Raw genomic sequence first — 21,671 nt, 5'->3', positions numbered from 1 at the left:
GCCGCAGCTTCGACGAAGGGTTACTTTCCTTTTTATGTCAGAAATGCTTGACGTTTGGGTCAGAATTGTATGATGCGAACTCCAGCTTTCCTGAAGTTTTTGCCCGCATAAGAGTCAAAGATTCGTGATGTTCCACAATTCACCCAGAATGAATCATTTGCGCCTAGTTAATCAGGCGTATTGAGTGGTCTGTGTTTTGAGAGAGTACCTTCCGTCCCCATATTGGTCCCTATACGTCTAAATTGGAACGGGCGTGAGCGCAGCCCAAGAAAGGCCGATAAAAGGTCCCAATGCTTGCCCGAGATGTATCCATACTCAAGCGGATAAAAGAGCCTGTTCCACTGCTGCATGAGGGGGATGTTCCTGAGGTCAAAAAGCTGCCCTTCGGTGAAGGCGCGCAGGAAGATCAGCACTTCATCCAGTGTTGAGACGATGCCACCATCCGGTCCCATGCTGGCTAGGATTTGCGGTACGTTCAGACCCATGCCTTCGTGATAAAACGGTAGCCCGACGTCAGCTCCCTGCATTACGGCCGTGCCCGTCAACCCAAGAGGCCCACAGATCTGACTTTGCATGGGTCGGAACACTTTGGCCCACTATGTTTTTATTGATCGTTGCACTCAGAGGGCGGGTAGCGCTGACAAGTCTCTATCAACCTTCAAGTCCGCGCCTTTTCAAACGCGTCCCAAGCAGCCTCAAAGGCGGCGAAATCGAAGCCGGGCTCGCGTGCGGGATCAAGGACCAATCGTTCGGTTTCCTGCATCTTGTAGATAGCGGATTCCAGATCGGGGATAACCTCTGGTGGGATCACAATAGCGCCGTGTCGATCTGCGTGCACCAGATCGCCGGAGTTGACTGTTAGCCCGAAAATCTGGACCGGAGTATTCAGCTCGGTCACATGAACAAAGCCGTGGCTTGGGCCAATTGACCCTGCTACCACCGGATAGTCGGGTGCCATATCGCCCAAGTCGCGCATGGCACCATTGGTCAGCGTACCTGCCACGCCAAATCCTTTATGGATCGTCGTGTTTACTTCGCCCCAGTACGCACCGATCGCATTTGGAAAATCCTCGTCCTCGATCACGCAGACTGCGGGCTGTCGGGCCTCGGACATTTGCTTGTAATAGGCCATGCGGCGCGCGCGCACGGTTTCGGGTGGTTCTGATGGCGGGGCGACAGCGGCGATTTTAGCGGTGCTGGCATATCCGACGACCACTCCGGTCGGCTCGTTGATCAGCATCGTACCACGTGTGAAATCGTTAAAGCCACGCTTGCCTTGCGCCACTTCGATCGCATTGCAGACCGTTGGGGTGTCTACCGAGGTCAGCAGCTTATGTAGTGAGGCTTGCATGTGAATTACTCCTCTAGCCAACGTTCTAGCGCGGCACGGGTTTCATTGGGGCGTTCCAGTGTGGGAAGGTGCCCGGCGTCTTGAATGATTGTTAACGTTGCTTGAGGCATCAGTTCGGCCATCAATTCGTGGCGATGCAGGGGGCAAAGTCGATCTTGTGCTCCGGTAAGGATCAGCGTGGGTTTGTCCCAGTTTTCAAGAGTTTTCTTCTGATCTGGACGGTCACGCAATGCCGCAGATTGGCGCGCAAAAACCTCGGGCCCAAGGTCTAGAGCCATCTCCATGCATAGGTCCAAAACATCTGCATGGCGCAGGCCGTCGGCGAGGTAGTTTGGTTTCATTTCGTCTCGCATGACGCTGTCCAGCTGCCCAGCCAAAGCTTTGTCAATTTGGGGCTGACGCATCGCTTTTACAGCGTCAGTTTCCGCCTCACAATTGGTGTCCATCAGGCACAAGCGCGTGACGCGATCAGGTGCCTGCCGTATGACCTCCATTGCGACGATGCCGCCCATCGACAACCCACCCAAGGCGAAAAACTCGGGGGTATTCTGGAGAACATCAGCAGCCAGTGCCTGAACAGTTTCATGTTGCGAAATGGCGGTGCATTGGTGGGGCGGCATGTGTTGGAACAGCCGTCCGTCACACATCATTCCGGGCAAGAGAACAAGGGTCATTTGACTTGTGCGGCTCCTGCGGACAGCGCGGCAAGCTTCGCATAGGCAATTTCAGGGTCGACGGCCCCAAATCCGGCGAAGGTTCCAAAACCACAATCCGATCCAGCGATCACGCGGTCATGGCCAACGATGTCAACGAAACGTTCTAGGCGCTGCTGAACAAGGTCAGGATGTTCAACGAAATTGGTTGTAGTGTCGACGACGCCGGGAACCAGAATTTTGTCTGCGGGAATGTCCGCCTTTCGGTCGCGGAAGACGGCCCATTCGTGACCGTGACGGGGGTTGCTCGTTTCAAAGAGCAGCTTGTTCGCCCCCACCGACATCAGCGTGTCGAACATCTTGGACATGGGGATATCGCAAACGTGCGGCCCTTCGTAATTCCCCCAACAAATATGGACCCTTACGCGGGATGGATCGATGCCTTCCAAGGCGTGATTGAGGGCCTCAACGTGGGAGCCCGCGATCTTGAGGAATTCGTCGTCAGAGAGGTCGTTAAACAGCATGTGACGGGACAGCGCGAGGTCGGGACAGTCCAGTTGCAAATCAAGGCCGCTGTCTACAATCGTGCGGTATTCCTCACGCATCGCGTCGGCGAGGGCCGAGAGATATTCTTCGCGTGTCGCATAAAAATCATTCTGCAAAAACAGAGAGATAACACCGGGGCTGGCGGCGTTCATGAAGCCGCGTTCAATGCCGTGTTCGGCCATGCCTGCCTTCAGGTTGGCGATGTCCTTTTCCAACTCGCCCTGACCTTTGGATTTCACTTCACCGACACACATGGGGCGGGCGTATTGCGGGGTGCCGCCATCATCCGCCAAGCGTTTGAGAAAAGTGGGGAATTTTTTCAGGTCAGCAGGCGCATTGCGGGGGCTATCGCCGTCAAAACCTGTGTAGCGGTCTTTGACGTATGTGGCATAGCTAATCTTGGAGGTCTCGCCATCGCTGACGATATCGATACCCGCAGCCGCTTGTTTGGCAACGGTTTCTGACACGGCTTTGGTCATCGCGGCATCAAATGCGGCTTGGTCGTAGTCTTCGCGATTTTCGCGGGCGAAGATGAAGTCCACGACTTCTTGGGTGCGTGGAAGGGAGCCGACGTGGGACGTTAGGATTTTGGGCATTTCGGTCCTTTCGGGGCGTATGGGTCGGGTTTGGTTTCGGTATGGTTCTGGTATGGGGCGGGTAGGGTTAATTTCGGCGTTATTCCCCTAACCTGTTGAGGTTAGAGGATTTACGCCGGATTAGAAAATCAGCCCTGCCACGTGAGGCCCGCAGGGTCGCCGGTGGCAACAATGCGGTAAAGGCTGGCCTCGCCGGTCATGGACGGTACGACGGAGTGGGCGAGGTTTTCGGGAACCGACATGGTATCGCCGGGAGCCAAAGTTGCAGTTCCGCCGTCCCAAGTTACGCGCCAATGGCCGCGCATAGGCATTAGGACGGTGGGATATTTGGCCGCTGCTTTGGCCTCGGACGCTGAGGCGCGCGTGATAAAATCGACCTCGAAGCCCGGCTTGTCGCGCAGGATGCCGTTTTCGCCGAGGACTTTGGCTGGTTTCTTGTCGGCCAGCGCCATGAGATCCCAGTAGCGCGCGACGTGATTGGGAAGTACTTCAGCCGTGGTCGGTTCGGGGCGTTTGGCGAGTTCCTCGTCAGACATAGACGGCATGGGCGCGACGCCTTCGGGGAGTTTTTGCTGACGCTTGGTGTCGTAGAGCTTCCCGTTCTCGCCAAGGATCAAGCCGTGATCGGCGGCGTTTTCAATAACTTGTGGCGCCCACATAACGCCGCCACCTGCATCGTCGCCACCAAGAATGGCCATGATCATCCCGTAGTCCGTGCCGATGTTTTCAAACCCACGAAAGATACCTGTGGGGATGTTGAAAATGTCGCCCTCTTCCAGCGTCACCTCACCGGCGTCGCCCCAACGGCCCCAAAAGAAGCGCCATTTGCCCGACAGCACGAAGAAGGCCTCGGCTGTGTGGTGGTCGTGCAGAGAGTTGGTCACACGCGGCGGCTGGCCGGCAGCACCGATGTTAAAGCCGTGGGGGATTGAGATGTGGACGTGTTGGTCAGGGGACTCAGATACGCCACCGCCAATAATCGTGAAGTTTTCCTTCTGGTCGCTGCCGGGGGTGTGGGCATCGATGAAGGCGGTTTTGCAGGGTTGCAGGTCGCCGTAGCGAACGATGCGGGATTCCATTTCAGACGGGGTCATTGGTGTGCTCCTTGCATCAGTATTTGTTTCCAGATCGCGATTTCGTCGTAGAGGGCGCATTCGCGGCGGATGGTTGCGTCTTGTGGGCCGTCTGCGTTGGCGAAGGGGCCGTATTCGGCGTGGCACATGCCCATCACGTGAACTTTGGCGCCCGTCGGTTTGCCGAAAGTGCCCCAACCGGAATGGGTGCCATCGAGCGACCAACGGATCGCGGCGCGGGGTGGCAGCATGTCGCCGTCCATGCCGATCTGGTGGTGAATGGTGAATTTGGCATCGGGGAAAGAGGAGCGCAGGCCGAGCCAGAATTTGGTAACGCTGTCATGGGACAGAACGGTTTGTGCGCCAGCATATTCACAGTTCACAGCGCGGTCGTAGTCCTTTGGTATCGTGTGAAAGTCGAGGTTCATGATACGTGTCAGGGTGTCGGCGTAGCGTTGGCCCCATGCGTTGTCGTTGCCGCGTGCGTTGTAGCCGCCGTCGATGTCTTGGTCTGGCGTAAACGGTTTGGACGCCGCGTCGGGCCCGCCTTCAGCCTCGATGAGTTGGGCCGCGTAGGTGCGTGGGTCCATCCCCAGTTGGCGCACGATCCCACCGTAGTCGCGCACCAACCATTCGTCGTAAATGCAGTCATCTTTGGCGGCACAATCCGCGATAACGCGCACGGTCCACGGCTTGCCAGTTGCGGGGCCGAATTGACCGTTTTGGGTGTGGGTCGCGCGCGTAATGATACGATGTGAGGACAGAAGTCCATATTCTGGATCGTCAGAGAAGATCACGTCATCGCCGAAGAGTTCGCGGTCGGGGAATTCGTTGATCGTGGCCATGGTGGCGGCCATCACACCGTCGTTCCCCTGTGATATACCCATGGGTGTCCGGATGACGATATCTTTGGCGTAATACTTATGCAGCGTACCAACACCACGGTCTTCCCAAATCTCTTTGGTGATGCCAATGATGTAGTCGGGAAAGTCTTTCCAGCGGCTCGAAAACCCCTTCATAGCGATGATCCTTTGGGTGGTATTGAGGAACCTCTTTGGATCAGAGGTCCTTCTATTTCAATAGTTTGGGCATAGGTTTCCTGGCCGTTGATCGAAGACAGAAGTGTTTCGATCGTGGCCTCAACCATGCGGTTGACGGGCTGACGCACAGTTGTGAGGTCATAGGCGGGCCAAGAGGCGAGCGGCACATCGTCGTAGCCGATGATCGCGACGTCGTCAGGGATGGAAAAGCCCATTTGGCGGATTTCATCCATAACGGCGAAGGCCATATGGTCGTTGCCAACGAAGATCGCGTCGGGGCGGGTTTCGCCTGTCATCAGCTCGCGCGCGGTGGCGGCGGCAACGTCGCGCTTGTACATGCCGTCGATGATTGCGAAAGGGGTGAGGTTGGCATTGGCCATGGCCTCTTCGAACCCTTGCTGGCGGTCGCGCCCCGTAAGAGAGCCTTCCCAGCCTGCAATATGGGCGATGCGTTGGTGGCCTGCGTCAATGAGGGCCTGCGTCGCCATTGCCGCGCCCTTCATGTTGGCCGAAGTGACCGCCGAAAGACCGCTACCGGGCTGTCCACGGTTGAACAAGACCACAGGAATACCGGCTTTGACACAGAGATCAGTGAGGCTCGAGGACATCGAGACCGAGGCGGCGATGATGCCGTCGACCTGATAATCGAGCAGGTCTTGCACGACGCTTTCGATGCCGTCGCTGGAGTTGGGGACGGTGAATATCAGGATGTGATAGCCCTGCGCCTGAAGCGCATTTGAGAGGCGTTCAAGAGCTTCTGGGTAGAATTGGTTGTCGAGGTAGGCGACGATCAGCCCGATGATGCGCGACTTGCCGGTTATCATGGCACGGGCCAGAACGTTGGGGCGGTAACCGAGCTGTTTGGCGGCTTTCTTTACTTTTTTGGCAGTTTCGGGGCTGGCCGAAGCGCCCGAAAAAACGCGACTCACAGCGGATTGGCTGACACCAGCCAGTTTAGCAACTTGGAGAGAGGTGATCTTCGCGCCCATCAGTCTGCTGTCCAACCTCCATCGATGATAAGATGCGTTCCCGTGATCAGCGCGGCGGCGTCAGAGGCAAGAAAGGTGGTCGCGCCCATGATGTCGGCCACTTCGCCGACACGCCCAAGTTTGATCTTTTCTTCGATCCAAGCACGGCGCTCCGGGATAGCAAGGGTTTGCTCGCCAAGGGGTGTGCGGATGAAGGTGGGGCAGATGGTGTTGACGCGGATTTGGTGCGGGGCCCATTCGATGGCCATGCTCTTTGTCATACCTTCCAGTGCGTGTTTGGTGGCGCAGTAAACAGCGCGGTCGATGCCACCGACGTGGCCCATTTGGGACGAGATGTTGATGAGGGAGCCAGGTTTTCCCGCGTCGATCAGGCCTTTGGCCACGGCGCGGGTTAGGAAATACGCAGCCTTGACGTTTAGGTCGGTGACGGCGTCGTAGTCGGGTTGGGTTGTGTCCACTGCGGGACTGTGGCGGGCGAGGCCAGCAGAGTTGACGAGAATGTCGAATGGACCGTGGGTTGCAATTGCGGCCTCGCTCGCGGCGATGTCCGAGATATCGAGCGGCAGCGCCGCTGCATCCCAACCGTTCGACTGGAACGCCGCTGCCTGTTTCTCGACCGCAGCCGCAGTGCGGGCCACCAGTGTGACATGGGCGCCGGCCTCGGCCAGTGCTACGGCGCAGCCTTCGCCGATGCCAGAGGTGGCGCCGGTGACGAGCGCGCGTTTGCCGATGAGACGGAAGGAAGGCGTGCGAGGAAGCGTCATGAGAACTGGCTTTCTGGTAGTGAGATCGGTCCGAGGGACTTTGCCTTGTTGAACTCGGACATGCGAGCCAAGACATCAATGCCACATTGCGTGTAGAGGTCCAGCAGGTCCACCAAAACCCAGTTTTCGCGAATTTTGCCATCTTCCATGCGCCAGAAATCGAGCGAGCGTAGTAGGACTTCGGTGTTGGCGGGCGCGATGCCCATCCAGCCGTCATCTGTGATGGTCAGGCGCATATTAGGCCAGCCTGTTTCACAGACATAATCCCCTTGGGCGAACCAGTGGGACATAAGATCACCCATGGCGTCGAGTTTGCGATCCGGCATGGCGCGCAAAAATGGAATCTGGTGCCAGTTGCGAAAGCCCGCGATGCCGCGTCCGGTGCCGATACCGGCGGGTCCATACCAGTTGAAACGCGGGTGCCAGTACGTTTCAAGGTTCATTACCTCGGGGCCGCCTTGGGCCGGATGTTTGCACAGGTCTGTGAGCATCGTGATGACGTGGTCCATAGTGGCTTGGCCATCGCCCGTCGCAGTAAGCCCGTCTTGGGTCATCGGGGCAGGGGTGCACAGGAACTTGCCCAATTGCGGGGCCATTGGCCATGCATTCGTCTGCATCATCAATTCGGGAATGTCCCAGATGATTTGCGCCTCGGTTACGTACCCGTCTTCAATCCGGTAGAACTCGTGGTAGCGCATGTGGGTCAGGTGGCCGGTTGGTGGGATGTGGTGGCCGTTGATCGCCCATGCCTTTGTCATCGTACCCATGTAGTTGCCCATGCAACCGACCCAGTCCTGACCTTCAGGGGTCGTGCCAGACAGAACGATCATGTCGCGACGTTCGAGATCAGGTATCGCGTTTAGGAGAGGGGCATAGAGGGTGTCATAAAGGTCCGCGCCTTTGATCTCGCCGAAGGGGTAGCAAAGGTCAATTCGCGCGTCAGGTGCGACCACCTTTGTGATGGTTGTGCGAGACTCTTTTGTGACGTTTGTCAGGGCGCTCTGGAAGGGTTGGAGGATTGGATGGGTTGTCACTCGGCGGCCTCGCGATAAGGCGCGCCAGTGCCGTAGGGAACGTTGATTCCGCCGTAACGACGTACACGGATGTTGCACTGTTCAGCGTGCCCCACGAAGCCTTCGAGCATGCAAAGGCGTGAGCCATATTCGCCAACTAATGTGGCCGCTTCGTCCGTGGTGATTTTCTGATAGCTGTGCGTTTTCAAAAACTTACCAACCCAGAGGCCGCCCGTGTACCGGCCCGCTTTCTTGGTGGGCAGTGTGTGGTTGGTGCCGATGACTTTGTCTCCGTTGGACACGTTGGTGCGCGGGCCAAGGAACAGGGCGCCGTAGCAGGTCATCTTTTCGAGGAACCAGTCGTCGCGATCTGTCATGACTTGCACGTGTTCGGACGCGATGTCGTCGGCAACGTGCAGCATTTCGTCATAGGTGTCGCAGACGATGACCTCACCGTAGTCTTCCCAGCTTTTGCCAGCGGTGTCGGCGGTTGGGATGATTGCAAGGAGGCGGTCGATTTCGGCCAGCGTGTCGTTTGCGAGTTTTTCGGAGTTGGTGAGCAAAACGGCGGGGGAGTTGTAGCCGTGTTCAGCTTGGCCCAACAGGTCGGTCGCACAGAGTTCGCCATCGGCGGCGGTCTCATCCGCGATGACCATGGTTTCAGTCGGGCCAGCAAATAGGTCAATACCGACGCGCCCGAAAAGCTGGCGTTTGGCTTCGGCGACAAAGGCGTTTCCGGGACCGACGAGCATGTGGACGGGGTCAATTGTTTCTGTGCCGATGGCCATGGCACCGATCGCTTGGATGCCGCCCATGACGTAGATTTCATGCGCCCCGCCAAGGTGCATAGCCGCAATAACTGCCGGATTGGGTTCGCCTTTGAAGGGGGGTGTCGCGGCGATGATACGTGGAACTTTGGCGACCGATGCAGTGGCAACGGACATGTGGGCAGAAGCGACCATGGGGAACTTGCCGCCGGGAACGTAGCAGCCGACAGATTGAACAGGAATGTTTTTATGCCCCAAGATCACGCCAGGCATGGTTTCAACTTCGATATCCAGCATGGAGTCGCGTTGGTGTTGCGCGAAGACGCGCACCTGTTCTTGGGCGAACTTGATATCGGCCATTTCGCGCGGGGTGACCTTGGCGATAAGGGCCTCGATTTCGGCTTGCGTTAGGCGGTAGCTCTCGCGGTCGTAATTGTCGAACTTCACCGACATCTCGCGTACAGCGGCGTCGCCTTTGGTTTCGATCTCTTTCAGGCCGGCTTCGACGATTGCACGGGTTTTGGCATCATCTTCGGCGCGGGCGGCGGCTGAGCGGGCGGTTTTCAAATGGCGGATCGTCATGTGCGGGTTTCCTCGGGCGTGGCAGTTACAGGTTTGTCGGGTCGAGCGGGTTACAACCGCTCACCTGTTGTGGCGTCAAAGAGATGGCAGGTCGCAGCGGGAATTGTCGCGGCGACAGTTTCGCCGATCGCGGCACGAAACTCTTTGTCGGCCTTCACGGTCGCGATGGTGCCACCGATACGGAATGTGACCATTGTGGCATCGCCCAGCAACTCCATCGAATAGACCGGTGCGTTCACGGACGGAGCATCGCCACCAATAGCGGCATCTTCAGCGCGATAGCCCAGCGTGATTGGGCCGGAGTGGGTGCTGTCGAGGCCGGTGATTGTGACGTCTTTACCGGTGAAGGTGCCGCCCTCAATCGTGCCTTCAAGCAGGTTCATGGCAGGGGAGCCGATGAAGCTGGCCACGAAGGTGTTGGCTGGATTGTCGTATATTTCCGTCGGAGAGCCGACTTGTTGAACGACACCTGCTGACATGACGACAACACGATCCGCCAGTGTCATGGCTTCGATCTGGTCGTGGGTCACATAGATCGTGGTGACCTTTAATTCGTGGCTCAGGTTCTTGATTTGGGCACGGGTAGAGACCCGCAACTTGGCGTCGAGATTGGACAGCGGTTCGTCCATCAGGAAGACGTTGGGCTGACGCACGATGGCGCGGGCCAAGGCCACGCGTTGGCGCTGACCACCGGAGAGTTCTGCGGGTTTACGGTGCAGGAAATCGTCAAGCTCGACCATCGCCGAGGCACGCATGACGCGCTCCTTATGCTCGGACGAGGGAACCTTGCGCATTCGCAGCGGGAAGCGGATGTTTTCATAGACGTCGAGGTTGGGGTAGAGCGCGTACGACTGGAACACCATAGCACAATCGCGGTCTTTGGGTTCAAGGTCGTTGATACGCTTCCCATCCACGAGGATGTCGCCTTCAGTAGGGTCTTCCAGCCCTGCGATCATCCGCATAGTCGTTGTCTTGCCGCAACCTGACGGGCCAAGAAGGACGAGGAACTCTTGGTCCGCAATGGTAAGATCGAAGTTCTCGACGCCGACAAAGCTGCCCCAGCGTTTATGAATATTCTTGAGCTGAATTTCGGCCATGTGGATGCCTTTCTTGCAAACGTATGCAATAGATGTAGTTCCGATTCTGCTGTCTGCGCAAGTTCTTTCTGCGCCCTTATTTCATTAAGCATATTTTGCAGTTGCAGCATTACCGGCTTTTTTTGGCTCGCCCTATTTTTCCCTTGCTTTGTGGTTAAGATGGTCATTTGATTGCAAACGTATGCATGGCGTTTCTTGATTCGCTAGAATCAGTGCGCCCAACGAAAAGCTAAATACGATCTGAACCATTAGGGAGACTATAATGACCAAATTTACCAAACTGATGGGGGCCACAGCTGCCGCCCTGACAATGGGCGCGGCAGCGTTTGCGGAGGGCCATGGATGCACCGCGGAAGGCCGGTTAAGCATCATCGGTAACGAATTTCCTGCCATCCAGTCTGTGGCTGCTTTGGCCCAAACATGTGAAGGTCTGGACGCAGAGGCAAACCTTACAGCTGATCACCAGACTTTGAACCTGCCGGGTATGCAGGGCGACCCGGCTGAGTATACAACTGCGATTGTTGCGAACTCGTCCATTGTTGCGCTGATTAACGAAGATGTTGTGCGTTCGCTTGATGATCTGGTTGCTGAATACGGCGCGGATATCCCAACCCACATGCAGATTTCCGTCGATGGCAATGTGATGGCGATTGCGTTCATGGCGAACGCGCAGACGCTTGTGTACCGCGAAGACGTGCTAGAGCAGGTCGGTCTGGAAATCCCAACGTCATACGAAGAGATGCTGACGGCAGCCGCGGCGATCCGCGAAGCGGGCATCATGGATAGCCCACTGGGCGGTGCCTATGCTTCGGGTTGGAACCTCGCGCAGGAATTCAACAACATGTACATCGGCCACGGCGGTGAATTCTTCGAGCCGGGCACAGCAAATGTTTCCATCAACAACGAAGCAGGTGTTGCCACGTTGGAGATGATGAAGGCGCTGTCTGAATACATGAACCCTGACTTCCTTACCCACGATTCCAACGCGACATCTGCGGAATGGGAAGCAGGCAACGTGGCGTTGATGAACATGTGGGGCTCGCGTACGGGCGTATTGATGGACGACGAAGGATCTGCCGAAGAAGTCTATTCCAACACCAAAGTGGCTGGCCCATTGATGGTTGGTGACAGCGGCGTGCCAGCGACAACATTGTGGTGGGACGGTTGGACCGTGGCCAAGAACATCAGCGACGAAGATGCGGCCGCGACGTTCCAAGCTATGGCATACGGTGTATCCCCTGCATTGCTGAACGACGAAACCATGGGTCAGGCCGTTTGGCTGATCGACGGGTTTGAACCACAGCCGATCAACGAAGGCGTTCTTGCCGCGGTGTCTGCTGGTTCCAAGCCATACCCGATGGTTCCATTCCAAGGCTTGCTACACTCTGCATTGGGGGCCGAACTGGCTGACTTTATGCAAGGCAACGAGTCTGCTGAGCAGGCACTGGCCGATGTTGAAGCTGCCTACACAGCTGCGGCTGTCGAAGCTGGGTTTGTAACCCAGTAAGCGACCTAAAAAGAAAGAGCGGCGTACAGGTTGTGCGCCGCTCACACCACGCGAAACGTACTAACGCCAGCACGATTGCGTGCGAGATAACCGAGGGCAAGACGTGAACCATCGAACATTCCTAACATTCGTCGCACCGTCGCTTTTGGCCATGCTGCTTTTAATCGTTTTTCCTGTCGTTTCAGTTGTTTTGCAGTCTTTTCACGCACAACATGAGCAGGTCATGGAGGTCGTAGAGACCTGCGGGCCGTTCGGGTGTACCGAGACGACATCCGTCAACCAAGAACAGACCCTTGCCCTACGTGAAGCACAACCGCTGGGCCGTTTCGTGGGCTTTGAGAATTACACGAACCGTGGACATCTGGCATTTTCAGAAATGGGAGAAGCCTGGCGCACATCAACTGGATGGGGCGACTGGTGGAGTAAGGTGATGAACCTACCATTCTACAGCGCCATTGTTTTCACACTGACCTTTACCTTCATTGTAACGCCACTGACGATTGTTCTTGGATTTTCGATCGCGATTGCGGTGAACGCCGCCTCTCGCGCAATTAGAGGGCCATTGATTTTTGTGTCGCTGCTACCATTCATTATCACCCCGCTGGTCGGGTCGCTGGTATTGTTCTGGATGGTCGATGCACGCGGTGTTTTGGGGCATGCAATCCAGGCGTTAGCAGGCAACCCCGAATTGAGTGTCAAAGCATCAACGCCAATGATGTGGATCATGCTGATGGTTTACGGAATTTGGCATGCGGCGCCTTTTGCCTTTGTGGTGTTTTACGCCGGTTTGCAATCGGTCAGTCAAGACGCTGACGAAGCGGCGATGATTGATGGTGCGAACCGCTGGCAGCGCGTGCGGTTTGTGACGATCCCGCACATCATGCCGCTTGTGACGTTTGTGGCGCTGATCCAGCTGATGGATAATTTTCGCGTCTTTGAGCCGTTGATTTCGTTCAGTGCAGAAGCGCATGCGCAATCTCTTTCGACCTATATTTTCTCGGATCTTGGTGGGGAGACGCGGTTGCTGAACTCTGCCGCGACGACCTCGCTTTTGACGGTGGTGTGCGTCGGAATTCTTCTTTTCCCCGTCCTTGTGCGCACGTGGCGCGATTTCAAGAGAGCCTGACCGATGAGCACAGCCAACCCCCGCAAACAGCCGACGTCACTTCGGATCATCCTGACAGGGTTTTTGGTCCTTTGGGTGATTATGGCGGCCTTCCCATTCCTGTGGACCCTTTGGGGGTCATTCAAGGTAGAGGGTGATTTCTTTTCAAAGGCGAACTGGGCTTTTGCCCTGACGGGTGAGTCGACGAGGGTCGAGACCGGAGGGTCCTTTACGGGCGACGGATATTACGGCGCCTGGGTAACCGAAGAATTCGGACGCGCCGTGATGAACACGTCGATCGTTTGCTTTTGTGTGGTGACGATTTCGTTAACGTTGAGCACCCTTGCGGGCTACGCGCTGTCACGGTCCACGTATAATTATGCGTTTTGGATATTGATCGCTGCGTTGATGTTCCGCGCCATGCCGCAGATCACGCTGGTGTCCGGCTATCTTCTGCCGTTTTATGAATGGAACCTTTGGGGTCGTTTAGGGACCACAATCGTTGTGCTTGTCGCAATCAACCAGCCTTTCAGCCTGTGGATGATGACGTCCTTTTTCCGCAATATTCCAAAAGATCTTGATGAAAGCGCAATGGTGGACGGGTGTAACCGGTTTCAGGCGTTCCGTCATGTTATTCTGCCGGTGATGTGGCCCGGTGTCATCACGACGGGGCTGTTCAGCTTTTTGTTGGCGTACAACGATTTTCCTGTGGCGGCGATGCTGCTGGATCAGGAAAACCAGACCATGATCCCTAAGATTGCGTCCTTCCTTGGCACCACGCAAACCAAAGGCAACGTCATGTTTGCGGTCGCGGCCGTTGTGTCGGCCACGGCGCCGTTGTTTGTGTTGATCCTGTTCTTCCAGCGTCAGATCGTGTCAGGTCTGACAGCAGGCGCTGTTAAGGGATAAGAGATGTTTCAGGACCAAAAGGCAGTTGTGCGCGCGCTTTACGCGGACATGAAAGGTGCGACCCCAGAAACGATAGAGGACGTGCTGGCCGCCCATACGACCCCCGATTGGCACTGGCGCGGTATGCATCCGTTTTATGAGCAACATGGTGCTTGCGATGTAGCGCGGGTGTTTTGGGGTCCGTTGTTAGGATCCTTGACGCGGTTGCAGCGGCGCGAGGATATCTTCTTTGCGGGTGAAAACACCGTGGGCGAAGGGGTTTGGGTCGTGTCCATGGGGCATCTGATGGGGCTGTTTGATGCGGTCTGGCTGGGCATCCGGCCAAGCAACAAGATCACCATGCTGCGCTATTGCGAGTTTAACCGGATTGAGAATGGCAAGATCGCTGAGACAATGCTGCACGTCGATATCCCCCATCTGATGGTGCAGGCGGGCCAAAACCCGTTTCCACCACAAACGGCGGCGCAATTGGTTCAACCCGGCCCGATGACGCATGGTGGGCTTTTGCACGGCGCGCAGCCCGTGGCAGAGGGCGAGGCAACCTTGGCCGCGATCAATGCGATGATTGGTGATTTGGGAACATGGCAGTTGGGTCTTCCCTTAGAGGAAGAACTGGCGCGCACATGGCACGACGACATGATTTGGTGGGGCCCGACAGGGATTGGAGCGGCCTACACGATCGAACGCTACGCCAAACAACATTCGGGTCCGTTTCGTGCGGCGTTCTACGATCGCTCGTCCACGGGCCATGTGGCACGTCTGGCTGAGGGACACTACGGCGGGTTCTTTGGCTGGCCGAACTTCACGGCCAAACTACATGGCGGGTTCATGGGGATGCCCGGAACAGATAAGGCATGTGAATTCCGTGTGATTGATATCTACCGCCGCGAGGGTGAGAAACTGGCTGAGAACTGGGTTTTCATCGACTTGCTTTACTGGTTGATGCAGCTGGGCGATGACGTACTCGCTCGCATGGCTGGGATCGCAGGAACCGAGTATTTACCACCAGCCTAAGTGGTGGAGTTTGCCAAAATCGGGATACTCCATCACGTTCACGGCGCCCTCAACGCTATTCCTTCCGATCCAGTTCACGACCACGCTTCTTGCGATATGCGGCAATGATGTTGGGGGATTCCTTTGGCTTCGTTTCGAAGTGACGTTGAGGGAGGTTTGAACGCAGATTTGAAGCTTTGGCCCGTTAATCCATAGCGGGTCCTCGTTGGCTGAATTTGACTCTTGTCTCAAATTGCGAATGATTGCAGTGGGAGATCCACACCTTGGCCGCATTGCCTACAACTCATGTTGATGCTGTTATCGCATCGATACAATCGAAGTCGGCCGCCGCGCGGTCCCGGCTGGCGGCGTCTTGGCGCCGCTCGATGCTCTCGCATGGGTTGGACCCGTCCCATGATGCTTCGCAGGACTGCCTTTCAAGTCATGATGTCGCTCAGCGCCGCGAAGCTTTGGGCCGTGTTATGGATATCGCAGCCCCGAAGTTAGACCGCCTTTTCGAGCTGGTAGGAAGTTCGGGCTGCGGCGTTGTTTTGACGGACTGCGATGGTGTCGTCGTGGATCATCGGTTTTCAGACGCGGACAAAACAGTCTTTGAAGGTTGGGGTCTTGGGCTTGGCGCGGTATGGAGCGAAGCGGCCGAAGGCACCAATGGAATTGGCACCTGTATCACCGAAGAACGCGCGATTACGATCCATCGCAACGAACACTTCATGGCACGCAATACCGCAATGAGCTGTATCGATGCTCCGATCTTTGGCTCGGACGGGCAATTGATTGCTGCCCTTGATGTTTCGTCAGCAAGGGCGGACCAAACCCAGACGATCAATGGCCTTATTGCAGAAATGGTAGGACAGATCGCGCGCGCAGTTGAGGCCGACAATTTCCGCGCCAGCTATGCAAAGGCCCGCATCGTGGTTGCCGACCACGAAGACGCGTCTAGTTCCATGCTATTGGCAGTCGATGCCGACGACGTGGTTGTTGGTGCCACCCGCGGCGCACGCAAGACCTACGGGCTTGAGGTGCAGGGCAAATTCACGCCAATGCCTGCCAGCGATTTGTTCGGGCGCGGCGACGGTCCGGTTGGGTTTGAAAAGGCGGAACGCGCTGCGGTTGTCCGTGCGTTGGTGCGCGCAAACAACAACGTTAGCGTCGCAGCGCGCGATCTCGCGGTGTCGCGTGCGACGCTCTATCGACGCATGAAACGGCTGGGATTGAGCGAATAGCACGCCGCCTGTCTCAGATGTGCGACACTTACCGGCAAGGATAATGGGCCGGCCACTTCCCAAACCTCTTCAGATTTGCTGCTCTGCCTACTTCGAGGTGCCATTGATGGACTGGGAGGACCGCAATGAATTTATCCGACCAACGAGAGATCGCAGCTGAACGTCAGACCGTTTGGGATGCGATCTTGAAACCTGAAGTTCTGAAGGCCTGCATTCCGGGTTGTGAAGAATTGACCGGGTCGCCCGAAGACGGGTTCGAAGCCGTTGTCGTACAAAAAGTCGGCCCTGTTAAAGCAAAGTTCAAAGGCGAGGTAACGATCTCTGATGTTGTTGAGGGCGAGAGCCTGAGATTGTCGGGGCAAGGCAAAGGCGGGCCGGCTGGTTTCGCCTCTGGTTCGGCGGACGTTCGGCTTAGCGATATAGATGGCGGCACACTGCTGGAATACGATGTCGATGCGAAGGTTGGCGGCAAGCTCGCCCAACTTGGCAGTCGGATCATCGACGGGTTTGCCAAGAAATTGGCGGGCCAATTCTTTGAGAGATTTCAAGAGGGACTGGAACCAGAACTCGAAGAAGTCGCCGAAGTCGCAGATCAGAAAGAGACAAAAAAGGGATGGATCGGGCGCATGTTCAAATCATAGCGCTGCTATCTTAGCCATTTTCTAGGGAGGAAAAGATGCCAAAGATTACCATGAACATTAACGGGCGCGAGACGTCGACAGAGGTGGAAAACCGCACTCTGCTATCGACAGCGCTGCGTGAAAACTTGTATCTGACGGGCACGCACATCGGCTGCGACACCAGCCAGTGCGGCGCCTGCGTAGTGCATGTGAACGGCAAGGCGGTGAAATCCTGTTCTGTCTTCGCGGCAGAGCTGGACGGGGCCACAGTCGACACCATCGAAGGGCAGGCAAACGCGGATGGATCGCTAAACGTGATCCAGCAAGCGTTTCAGGATCACCACGGATTGCAGTGCGGCTTTTGCACGCCCGGCATGGTGATGAGCGCGGCGGAACTGCTCAAGGTGAACCCAAAGCCATCTGAGGCCGAAATTCGCGACTACCTTGAAGGGAACATCTGCCGATGCACCGGATACCAGGGCATCGTGAACGCAATCATGGCAGCGAGCGGACAAGACGTCCCCTCGATTGCCGCAGAATAGGGAGGATACCAAATGCCAGACGGAGGAATTGGTGCACCAACCAAACGCCGCGAAGACACGCGGTTTCTGACGGGTCGCGGGAAATACACAGACGATTTCACGCCCCAAAACACATCCTATTGCGCCTTCGCCCGCAGCCAAGTGGCGAACGGCAAGATCAATAGTGTCGACATGAGCGCCGCCGCTGAGATGCCCGGCGTTTTGGCGACCTTCACGGGCGAGGATTTCGTCGAAGTCGGCGGCAACCCCGCCGGTTGGGCCATCGTGAGCCGCGACGGCGAGCCGATGAAGGAACCCAAGCGGCCCGTCTTGGCCCACGGCAAAGTGCGTCATGTGGGCGATGCTTACGCGGCTGTTGTGGCCGAAACGCTGGAACAGGCTTTGGATGCTGTTGAGGCGATTGAGGCGGATATCGAAGAACTCGATGCGGTGATCGACATGGCGTCGGCTGTCGCTGGTTCTGGTTCGCTGGTTCACGACGAGATCGAAACCAACACCTGTTTTGATTGGGGTTGGATCGAAGACAACCGCGCTGCCACGGACGAGGCTATTAAAGCCGCGCCACACGTGACTACGTTGGAATTGGTCAACAACCGTCTTGTGCCAAATGCCTTGGAGCCACGCGCGTCCATTGGCGAATACGATCCGGGCACGGGTGATTATAAACTGACAACCACCTCGCAAAACCCGCACCTGTCGCGGCTTCTGATCGCGGCCTTTGTCCTTGGTATTCCCGAAAACAAACTGACCGTGCTCGCCCCTGATGTGGGCGGCGGGTTTGGCTCGAAAATCTATCACTACAGCGAAGAGGCGTTGGTTCTTGCCGCGGCTAAGAAACTGGGTCGTCCGGTGAAGTGGACAGCAACGCGCACGGAATCTTTTCTTGCCGATGCCCATGGGCGCGATCACGTCACCAAGATCGAACTGGCCACCGAAAAGGACGGCACCTTCATCGCCTTCCGTACAGAAACCATGGCCAATGTCGGTGCCTATCTGTCGAACTTTGCGACAGTTACGCCGACCTTCTTGCATGGCACGTTGATGGCGGGGAACTATACGGTTCCCAACGTCTATGTGAACGTGAAGGCCGTGTTCACCAACACCGCCCCCGTCGATGCCTATCGCGGCGCAGGGCGGCCAGAGGCGACCTATTCTCTCGAACGGGTCATCGACAAATGCGCCCGTGAACTCGGGATGGACCCTGTCGAAATCCGCCGCAAGAACTTCATAAAGAAGGATCAATACCCCTACGCCTCGGCGGCGGGTCTTGAATACGATAGCGGCGATTACGACGCGTTGATGGATGGGCTGGAAAAGACTGCCGACCTTGCTGGGTTCGAAGCGCGCCGCGCAGAAAGCGCCAAGAACGGCAAACTTCGGGGCTTGGGCATTAATGCCTATATCGAGGCTTGCGGCATCGCGCCGTCCAACCTTGTTGGTATCCTTGGCGCGCGCGTTGGCCTTTATGACGCGGCGACGGTTCGGGTGAACCCGACGGGCAATATCTCCGTGATGGTGGGGGCGCACAGCCACGGCCAAGGTCATGAAACTGCCTTCCCGCAGATCGTTGCGGACATGTTGGGTGTCGATGCACTGTCGGTTGATATCGTGCATGGTGATACGTCGAAAATCCCCTTCGGGATGGGTACCTATGGGTCTCGTAGCCTTGCGGTCTGTGGCTCGGCGGTGTTCCGCGCCACGGAAAAGATCATCGTCAAAGCGACGGCGATTGCGGCGCATATGCTCGAAGACAAACCGGAGAACATCGAGTTCAACGACGGCGTCTTTTCGATCAAAGGCACCAACAAGAACGTTGGCTTCGGCGATGTGGCGCTAAAGGCCTACATCCCGCACGACTACCCGATCGAGGAACTTGAACCGGGGCTAGAAGAAACCGCCTTTTACGATCCGGCCAACTTCACCTATCCGTCTGGCGCCTATGCCAGCGAGGTCGAGGTTGATCCTGAAACTGGAAAGGTGACCATCTGTTCTATGGTCGCGCTGGATGACTTCGGGGTTGTCGTGAACCCGATGATCGTGACGGGCCAAGTGCAAGGCGGATTGGCGCAAGGTATCGGGCAGGCGCTGTTGGAAAACAGCGTTTATGACAAGAACGGCCAGCTTCTGTCCGGTTCGCTTATGGATTATGCGATGCCACGGGCCGACGATCTGCCAAATCTGGTGGTCGATCACAGCCACGCAACGCGCTGCACCCACAACCCAATCGGGTCAAAAGGCTGCGGTGAAGCGGGTGCGATTGGCTCTCCTCCGACCATTGTGAATGCCGTTGTCGATGCGCTGGTGCGTGGGGGGCATGATGTCGATCACATCGACATGCCTGTCTCTCCGTCGCGCGTTTGGGCGGCTATGAACAAATGATCTCTCGTTGGCGAAAGAACAGGGAACACCCGTTCTTTCGCCGCAGAATAAGGACATAAATTATGTATGATTTTGATTTGGTAATCCCAACGTCAGTCGATGAAGCATCCACCGCAATGAAAGCGGATGGAGCGCAGGCGCTGGGCGGCGGGCAAACGCTATTGCCGACAATGAAACAACGGCTGGCGGCACCGGAAACCTTGGTGAAACTCAGCGGGTTAAGTGAGTTGGTCGGCGTCAACGCCGCCTCTGGCACGCTTAGCATTGGCGGCGCGACGACCCACGGGCAAGTTGCTGATGAGGCTTCTGCCTATCCCGCACTGGCCGCATTGGCTGGCAACATCGGCGATCCAGCGGTGCGTAACCGTGGTACCATTGGCGGCTCGATCGCCAACAATGATCCGGCGGCTTGCTACCCGGCGGGCGTGCTTGGGTCAGGTGCGACAGTCGTCACCAACACGCGTGAGATTTCGGCGGATGACTACTTCGTTGATCTATTCGAAACCGCGCTGGAGGAAGGCGAGATCGTAACCGGCGTGAACTTCCCTATCCCCGATGCGGCGAACTATCAGAAGTTCGATCAGCCTGCTTCCCGCTTCGCATTGGTCGGTGTCTTTGTCGCCAAGTTCGGCGACACAGTGCGCGTGGCCGTCACGGGGGCGTCCAATGGTGGCGTGTTCCGCTGGAGCGAGGCGGAAGCCGCCCTAAACGCCAATTTTTCAGCCGATGCTCTTGAGGGGCTGGCGGTCGATGCAGGTGATCTTATCTCGGACCTACATGGGTCAGCAGAGTACCGTGCGCATCTCGTTGGCGTGTTAACACGGCGCGCTGTACAGGCTTGTTCTTAGGCCGAAGAAAACGGGTGTGAACGCTGGAAGACATGCGTTCACACCGCTTTCATATCCCAGCGAAAGCAGCGCTAATGCACATGACCGCAATCAACTCTGCTCAACCTGACACACGTGACCCGCTACTCGCGTTGGCCGTGGGTGAGGTCTTGGGCGTGTTGGCCTTAGTTATTCGAACCGAGGGGCCGTCTTATCGATCGGTCGGGGCGTCGATGGTTTTCGCGGATGATGGCAACCGGATCGGCAGCCTGTCATCGGGTTGTATCGAGTCTGACCTTGCCCTGCATGCAGAACAGACGCGGGCCGACAGCACCCCGCGCCGCATTCTATATGGACGGGGATCGCCCTATGTTGATATTCAATTGCCCTGCGGCGGTGGGCTTGAGATTTTGCTGTTGCCCCAGCCGCAGCCCAGCGAACTGTCCTTAATCGCCAAGGTGGTGACAGACCGGCAGCCAATTGATCTGTCCATCGCGATGGACAGCGGCCGCATCTCACAGGACCAGCTTTCCCAAACAGGCATCGCTGGCGATAACTTTACATTGCACCTTACGCCGCCCCTGCGGTTCGTGGTGTTCGGGAAAGGTCCTGAAGCGACGACATTCACGCGGCTGGTCCAATCGCTCGGCTATCATGGCGCATTGATCTCGCCCGACGCGGAAACACTTGGCATACCCCCCGTTCAGGGCTGGGACATGCATGAAATCCGAAGCTCGATCTGTCCGGAATATGTGTCACTGGACGATAGAACAGCCGTGTTGTTCTTCTTTCACGACCACGAATGGGAAGCCCCGATCCTGAGCGAACTCCTCGATCAGCAGACATTCTACGTCGGGTGTCAGGGTAGCTTGCAGGCCAGTGAAACGAGGCGCGCCGAGTTGAGCCAACTGGGTGTGGCCGCCGAAAATATCGAAAAGATACGCGGCCCTATAGGGCTGATCCCCTCCGTGCGCGATAGCAGCGTTCTCGCGGTTTCGGTCCTTGCGGAAATTCTAGCGCTCCCATGATGAACGATTAGGTGACCGCTAAGCGGTTTTAGATATGCGAAATAGG

General features: G+C 56.8%; 21 protein-coding genes. 10 read left to right on the top strand and 11 right to left on the bottom strand.

Features of this window, described 5'->3' with window-relative positions; all coding sequences use genetic code 11:
- Positions 1-167: 167 nt before the first annotated feature.
- From OCA8868_RS09875 to OCA8868_RS09825, 11 genes are all read right to left on the bottom strand, one after another.
- Positions 168-575, bottom strand: coding sequence for a serine hydrolase family protein (locus OCA8868_RS09875; RefSeq protein WP_143849603.1), 408 nt, complete (start codon positions 573-575; stop codon positions 168-170).
- Positions 576-658: 83 nt separating this feature from the next.
- Positions 659-1,351, bottom strand: coding sequence for an RraA family protein (locus OCA8868_RS09870; RefSeq protein ID WP_093996416.1), 693 nt, complete (start codon positions 1,349-1,351; stop codon positions 659-661).
- 5 nt (positions 1,352-1,356) lie between these two features.
- Complete coding sequence (locus OCA8868_RS09865; protein ID WP_093996415.1) at positions 1,357-2,025, bottom strand: alpha/beta fold hydrolase; 669 nt, start codon at positions 2,023-2,025, stop codon at positions 1,357-1,359.
- Positions 2,022-3,146, bottom strand: coding sequence for a cobalamin-independent methionine synthase II family protein (locus tag OCA8868_RS09860; protein WP_093996414.1), 1,125 nt, complete (start codon positions 3,144-3,146; stop codon positions 2,022-2,024). Before OCA8868_RS09860 ends, OCA8868_RS09865 begins: the two co-directional genes overlap by 4 nt.
- 128 nt (positions 3,147-3,274) lie before the next feature.
- The gene (locus OCA8868_RS09855) at positions 3,275-4,240 is read right to left on the bottom strand and encodes a cupin domain-containing protein (RefSeq protein ID WP_093996413.1); all 966 of its coding nucleotides are present in this window, start codon (positions 4,238-4,240) and stop codon (positions 3,275-3,277) included.
- Positions 4,237-5,238, bottom strand: coding sequence for a nuclear transport factor 2 family protein (locus tag OCA8868_RS09850; protein ID WP_093996412.1), 1,002 nt, complete (start codon positions 5,236-5,238; stop codon positions 4,237-4,239). Before OCA8868_RS09850 ends, OCA8868_RS09855 begins: the two co-directional genes overlap by 4 nt.
- The gene (locus tag OCA8868_RS09845) at positions 5,235-6,248 is read right to left on the bottom strand and encodes a LacI family DNA-binding transcriptional regulator (protein WP_179214837.1); all 1,014 of its coding nucleotides are present in this window, start codon (positions 6,246-6,248) and stop codon (positions 5,235-5,237) included. The genes OCA8868_RS09850 and OCA8868_RS09845 overlap by 4 nt, the downstream gene beginning before the upstream one ends.
- Positions 6,248-7,012 carry an SDR family NAD(P)-dependent oxidoreductase gene (locus OCA8868_RS09840; protein ID WP_093996411.1) on the bottom strand — a complete coding sequence of 255 codons (765 nt, stop codon included), beginning with the start codon at positions 7,010-7,012 and terminating at the stop codon, positions 6,248-6,250. The genes OCA8868_RS09845 and OCA8868_RS09840 overlap by 1 nt, the downstream gene beginning before the upstream one ends.
- A complete protein-coding gene (locus tag OCA8868_RS09835; RefSeq protein WP_179214836.1) occupies positions 7,009-8,046 on the bottom strand; it encodes an ester cyclase in 1,038 nt (345 codons plus the stop codon). Before OCA8868_RS09835 ends, OCA8868_RS09840 begins: the two co-directional genes overlap by 4 nt.
- Positions 8,043-9,374 carry a histidinol dehydrogenase gene (hisD, locus tag OCA8868_RS09830; RefSeq protein ID WP_093996410.1) on the bottom strand — a complete coding sequence of 444 codons (1,332 nt, stop codon included), beginning with the start codon at positions 9,372-9,374 and terminating at the stop codon, positions 8,043-8,045. The genes OCA8868_RS09835 and hisD overlap by 4 nt, the downstream gene beginning before the upstream one ends.
- 50 nt (positions 9,375-9,424) lie before the next feature.
- Complete coding sequence (locus OCA8868_RS09825) at positions 9,425-10,471, bottom strand: ABC transporter ATP-binding protein (RefSeq protein WP_093996409.1); 1,047 nt, start codon at positions 10,469-10,471, stop codon at positions 9,425-9,427.
- A 262-nt stretch (positions 10,472-10,733) separates the two neighbouring features.
- Here OCA8868_RS09825 and OCA8868_RS09820 point away from each other — a divergent pair, with 262 nt between their 5' ends.
- From OCA8868_RS09820 to OCA8868_RS09775, 10 genes are all read left to right on the top strand, one after another.
- Positions 10,734-11,978, top strand: a complete 1,245-nt coding sequence (locus OCA8868_RS09820; protein WP_093996408.1) for an ABC transporter substrate-binding protein — start codon at positions 10,734-10,736, stop codon at positions 11,976-11,978.
- Between the two features lie 103 nt (positions 11,979-12,081).
- A complete protein-coding gene (locus OCA8868_RS09815; RefSeq protein ID WP_093996407.1) occupies positions 12,082-13,104 on the top strand; it encodes a carbohydrate ABC transporter permease in 1,023 nt (340 codons plus the stop codon).
- Positions 13,105-13,107: 3 nt separating this feature from the next.
- Positions 13,108-13,992: a carbohydrate ABC transporter permease gene (locus tag OCA8868_RS09810; RefSeq protein WP_093996406.1), complete on the top strand. Its 885-nt coding sequence runs from the start codon at positions 13,108-13,110 to the stop codon at positions 13,990-13,992.
- 3 nt (positions 13,993-13,995) lie between these two features.
- Positions 13,996-15,006: a nuclear transport factor 2 family protein gene (locus OCA8868_RS09805; protein WP_093996405.1), complete on the top strand. Its 1,011-nt coding sequence runs from the start codon at positions 13,996-13,998 to the stop codon at positions 15,004-15,006.
- Between the two features lie 263 nt (positions 15,007-15,269).
- A complete protein-coding gene (locus OCA8868_RS09800) occupies positions 15,270-16,229 on the top strand; it encodes a GAF domain-containing protein (protein ID WP_245848165.1) in 960 nt (319 codons plus the stop codon).
- A 125-nt stretch (positions 16,230-16,354) separates the two neighbouring features.
- On the top strand, positions 16,355-16,870 hold the full coding sequence (locus OCA8868_RS09795; RefSeq protein ID WP_093996404.1) for an SRPBCC family protein: 516 nt from the start codon (positions 16,355-16,357) through the stop codon (positions 16,868-16,870).
- Positions 16,871-16,905: 35 nt separating this feature from the next.
- Complete coding sequence (locus OCA8868_RS09790) at positions 16,906-17,391, top strand: (2Fe-2S)-binding protein (protein ID WP_093996403.1); 486 nt, start codon at positions 16,906-16,908, stop codon at positions 17,389-17,391.
- 12 nt (positions 17,392-17,403) lie between these two features.
- Positions 17,404-19,770: a xanthine dehydrogenase family protein molybdopterin-binding subunit gene (locus OCA8868_RS09785; protein WP_093996402.1), complete on the top strand. Its 2,367-nt coding sequence runs from the start codon at positions 17,404-17,406 to the stop codon at positions 19,768-19,770.
- A 62-nt stretch (positions 19,771-19,832) separates the two neighbouring features.
- Entirely contained in the window at positions 19,833-20,618 is a 786-nt protein-coding gene (locus OCA8868_RS09780) for an FAD binding domain-containing protein (RefSeq protein WP_093996401.1), read from the top strand.
- An 80-nt stretch (positions 20,619-20,698) separates the two neighbouring features.
- The gene (locus OCA8868_RS09775) at positions 20,699-21,625 is read left to right on the top strand and encodes an XdhC family protein (RefSeq protein ID WP_179214835.1); all 927 of its coding nucleotides are present in this window, start codon (positions 20,699-20,701) and stop codon (positions 21,623-21,625) included.
- The last annotated feature ends 46 nt before the right edge of the window (positions 21,626-21,671 follow it).

The organism is Octadecabacter ascidiaceicola (genome assembly GCF_900185015.1).
Lineage (GTDB): Bacteria > Pseudomonadota > Alphaproteobacteria > Rhodobacterales > Rhodobacteraceae > Octadecabacter > Octadecabacter ascidiaceicola.
Note: the sequence above shows the minus strand (reverse complement) of the source record. Positions and strands in the feature narration are given on the sequence as shown.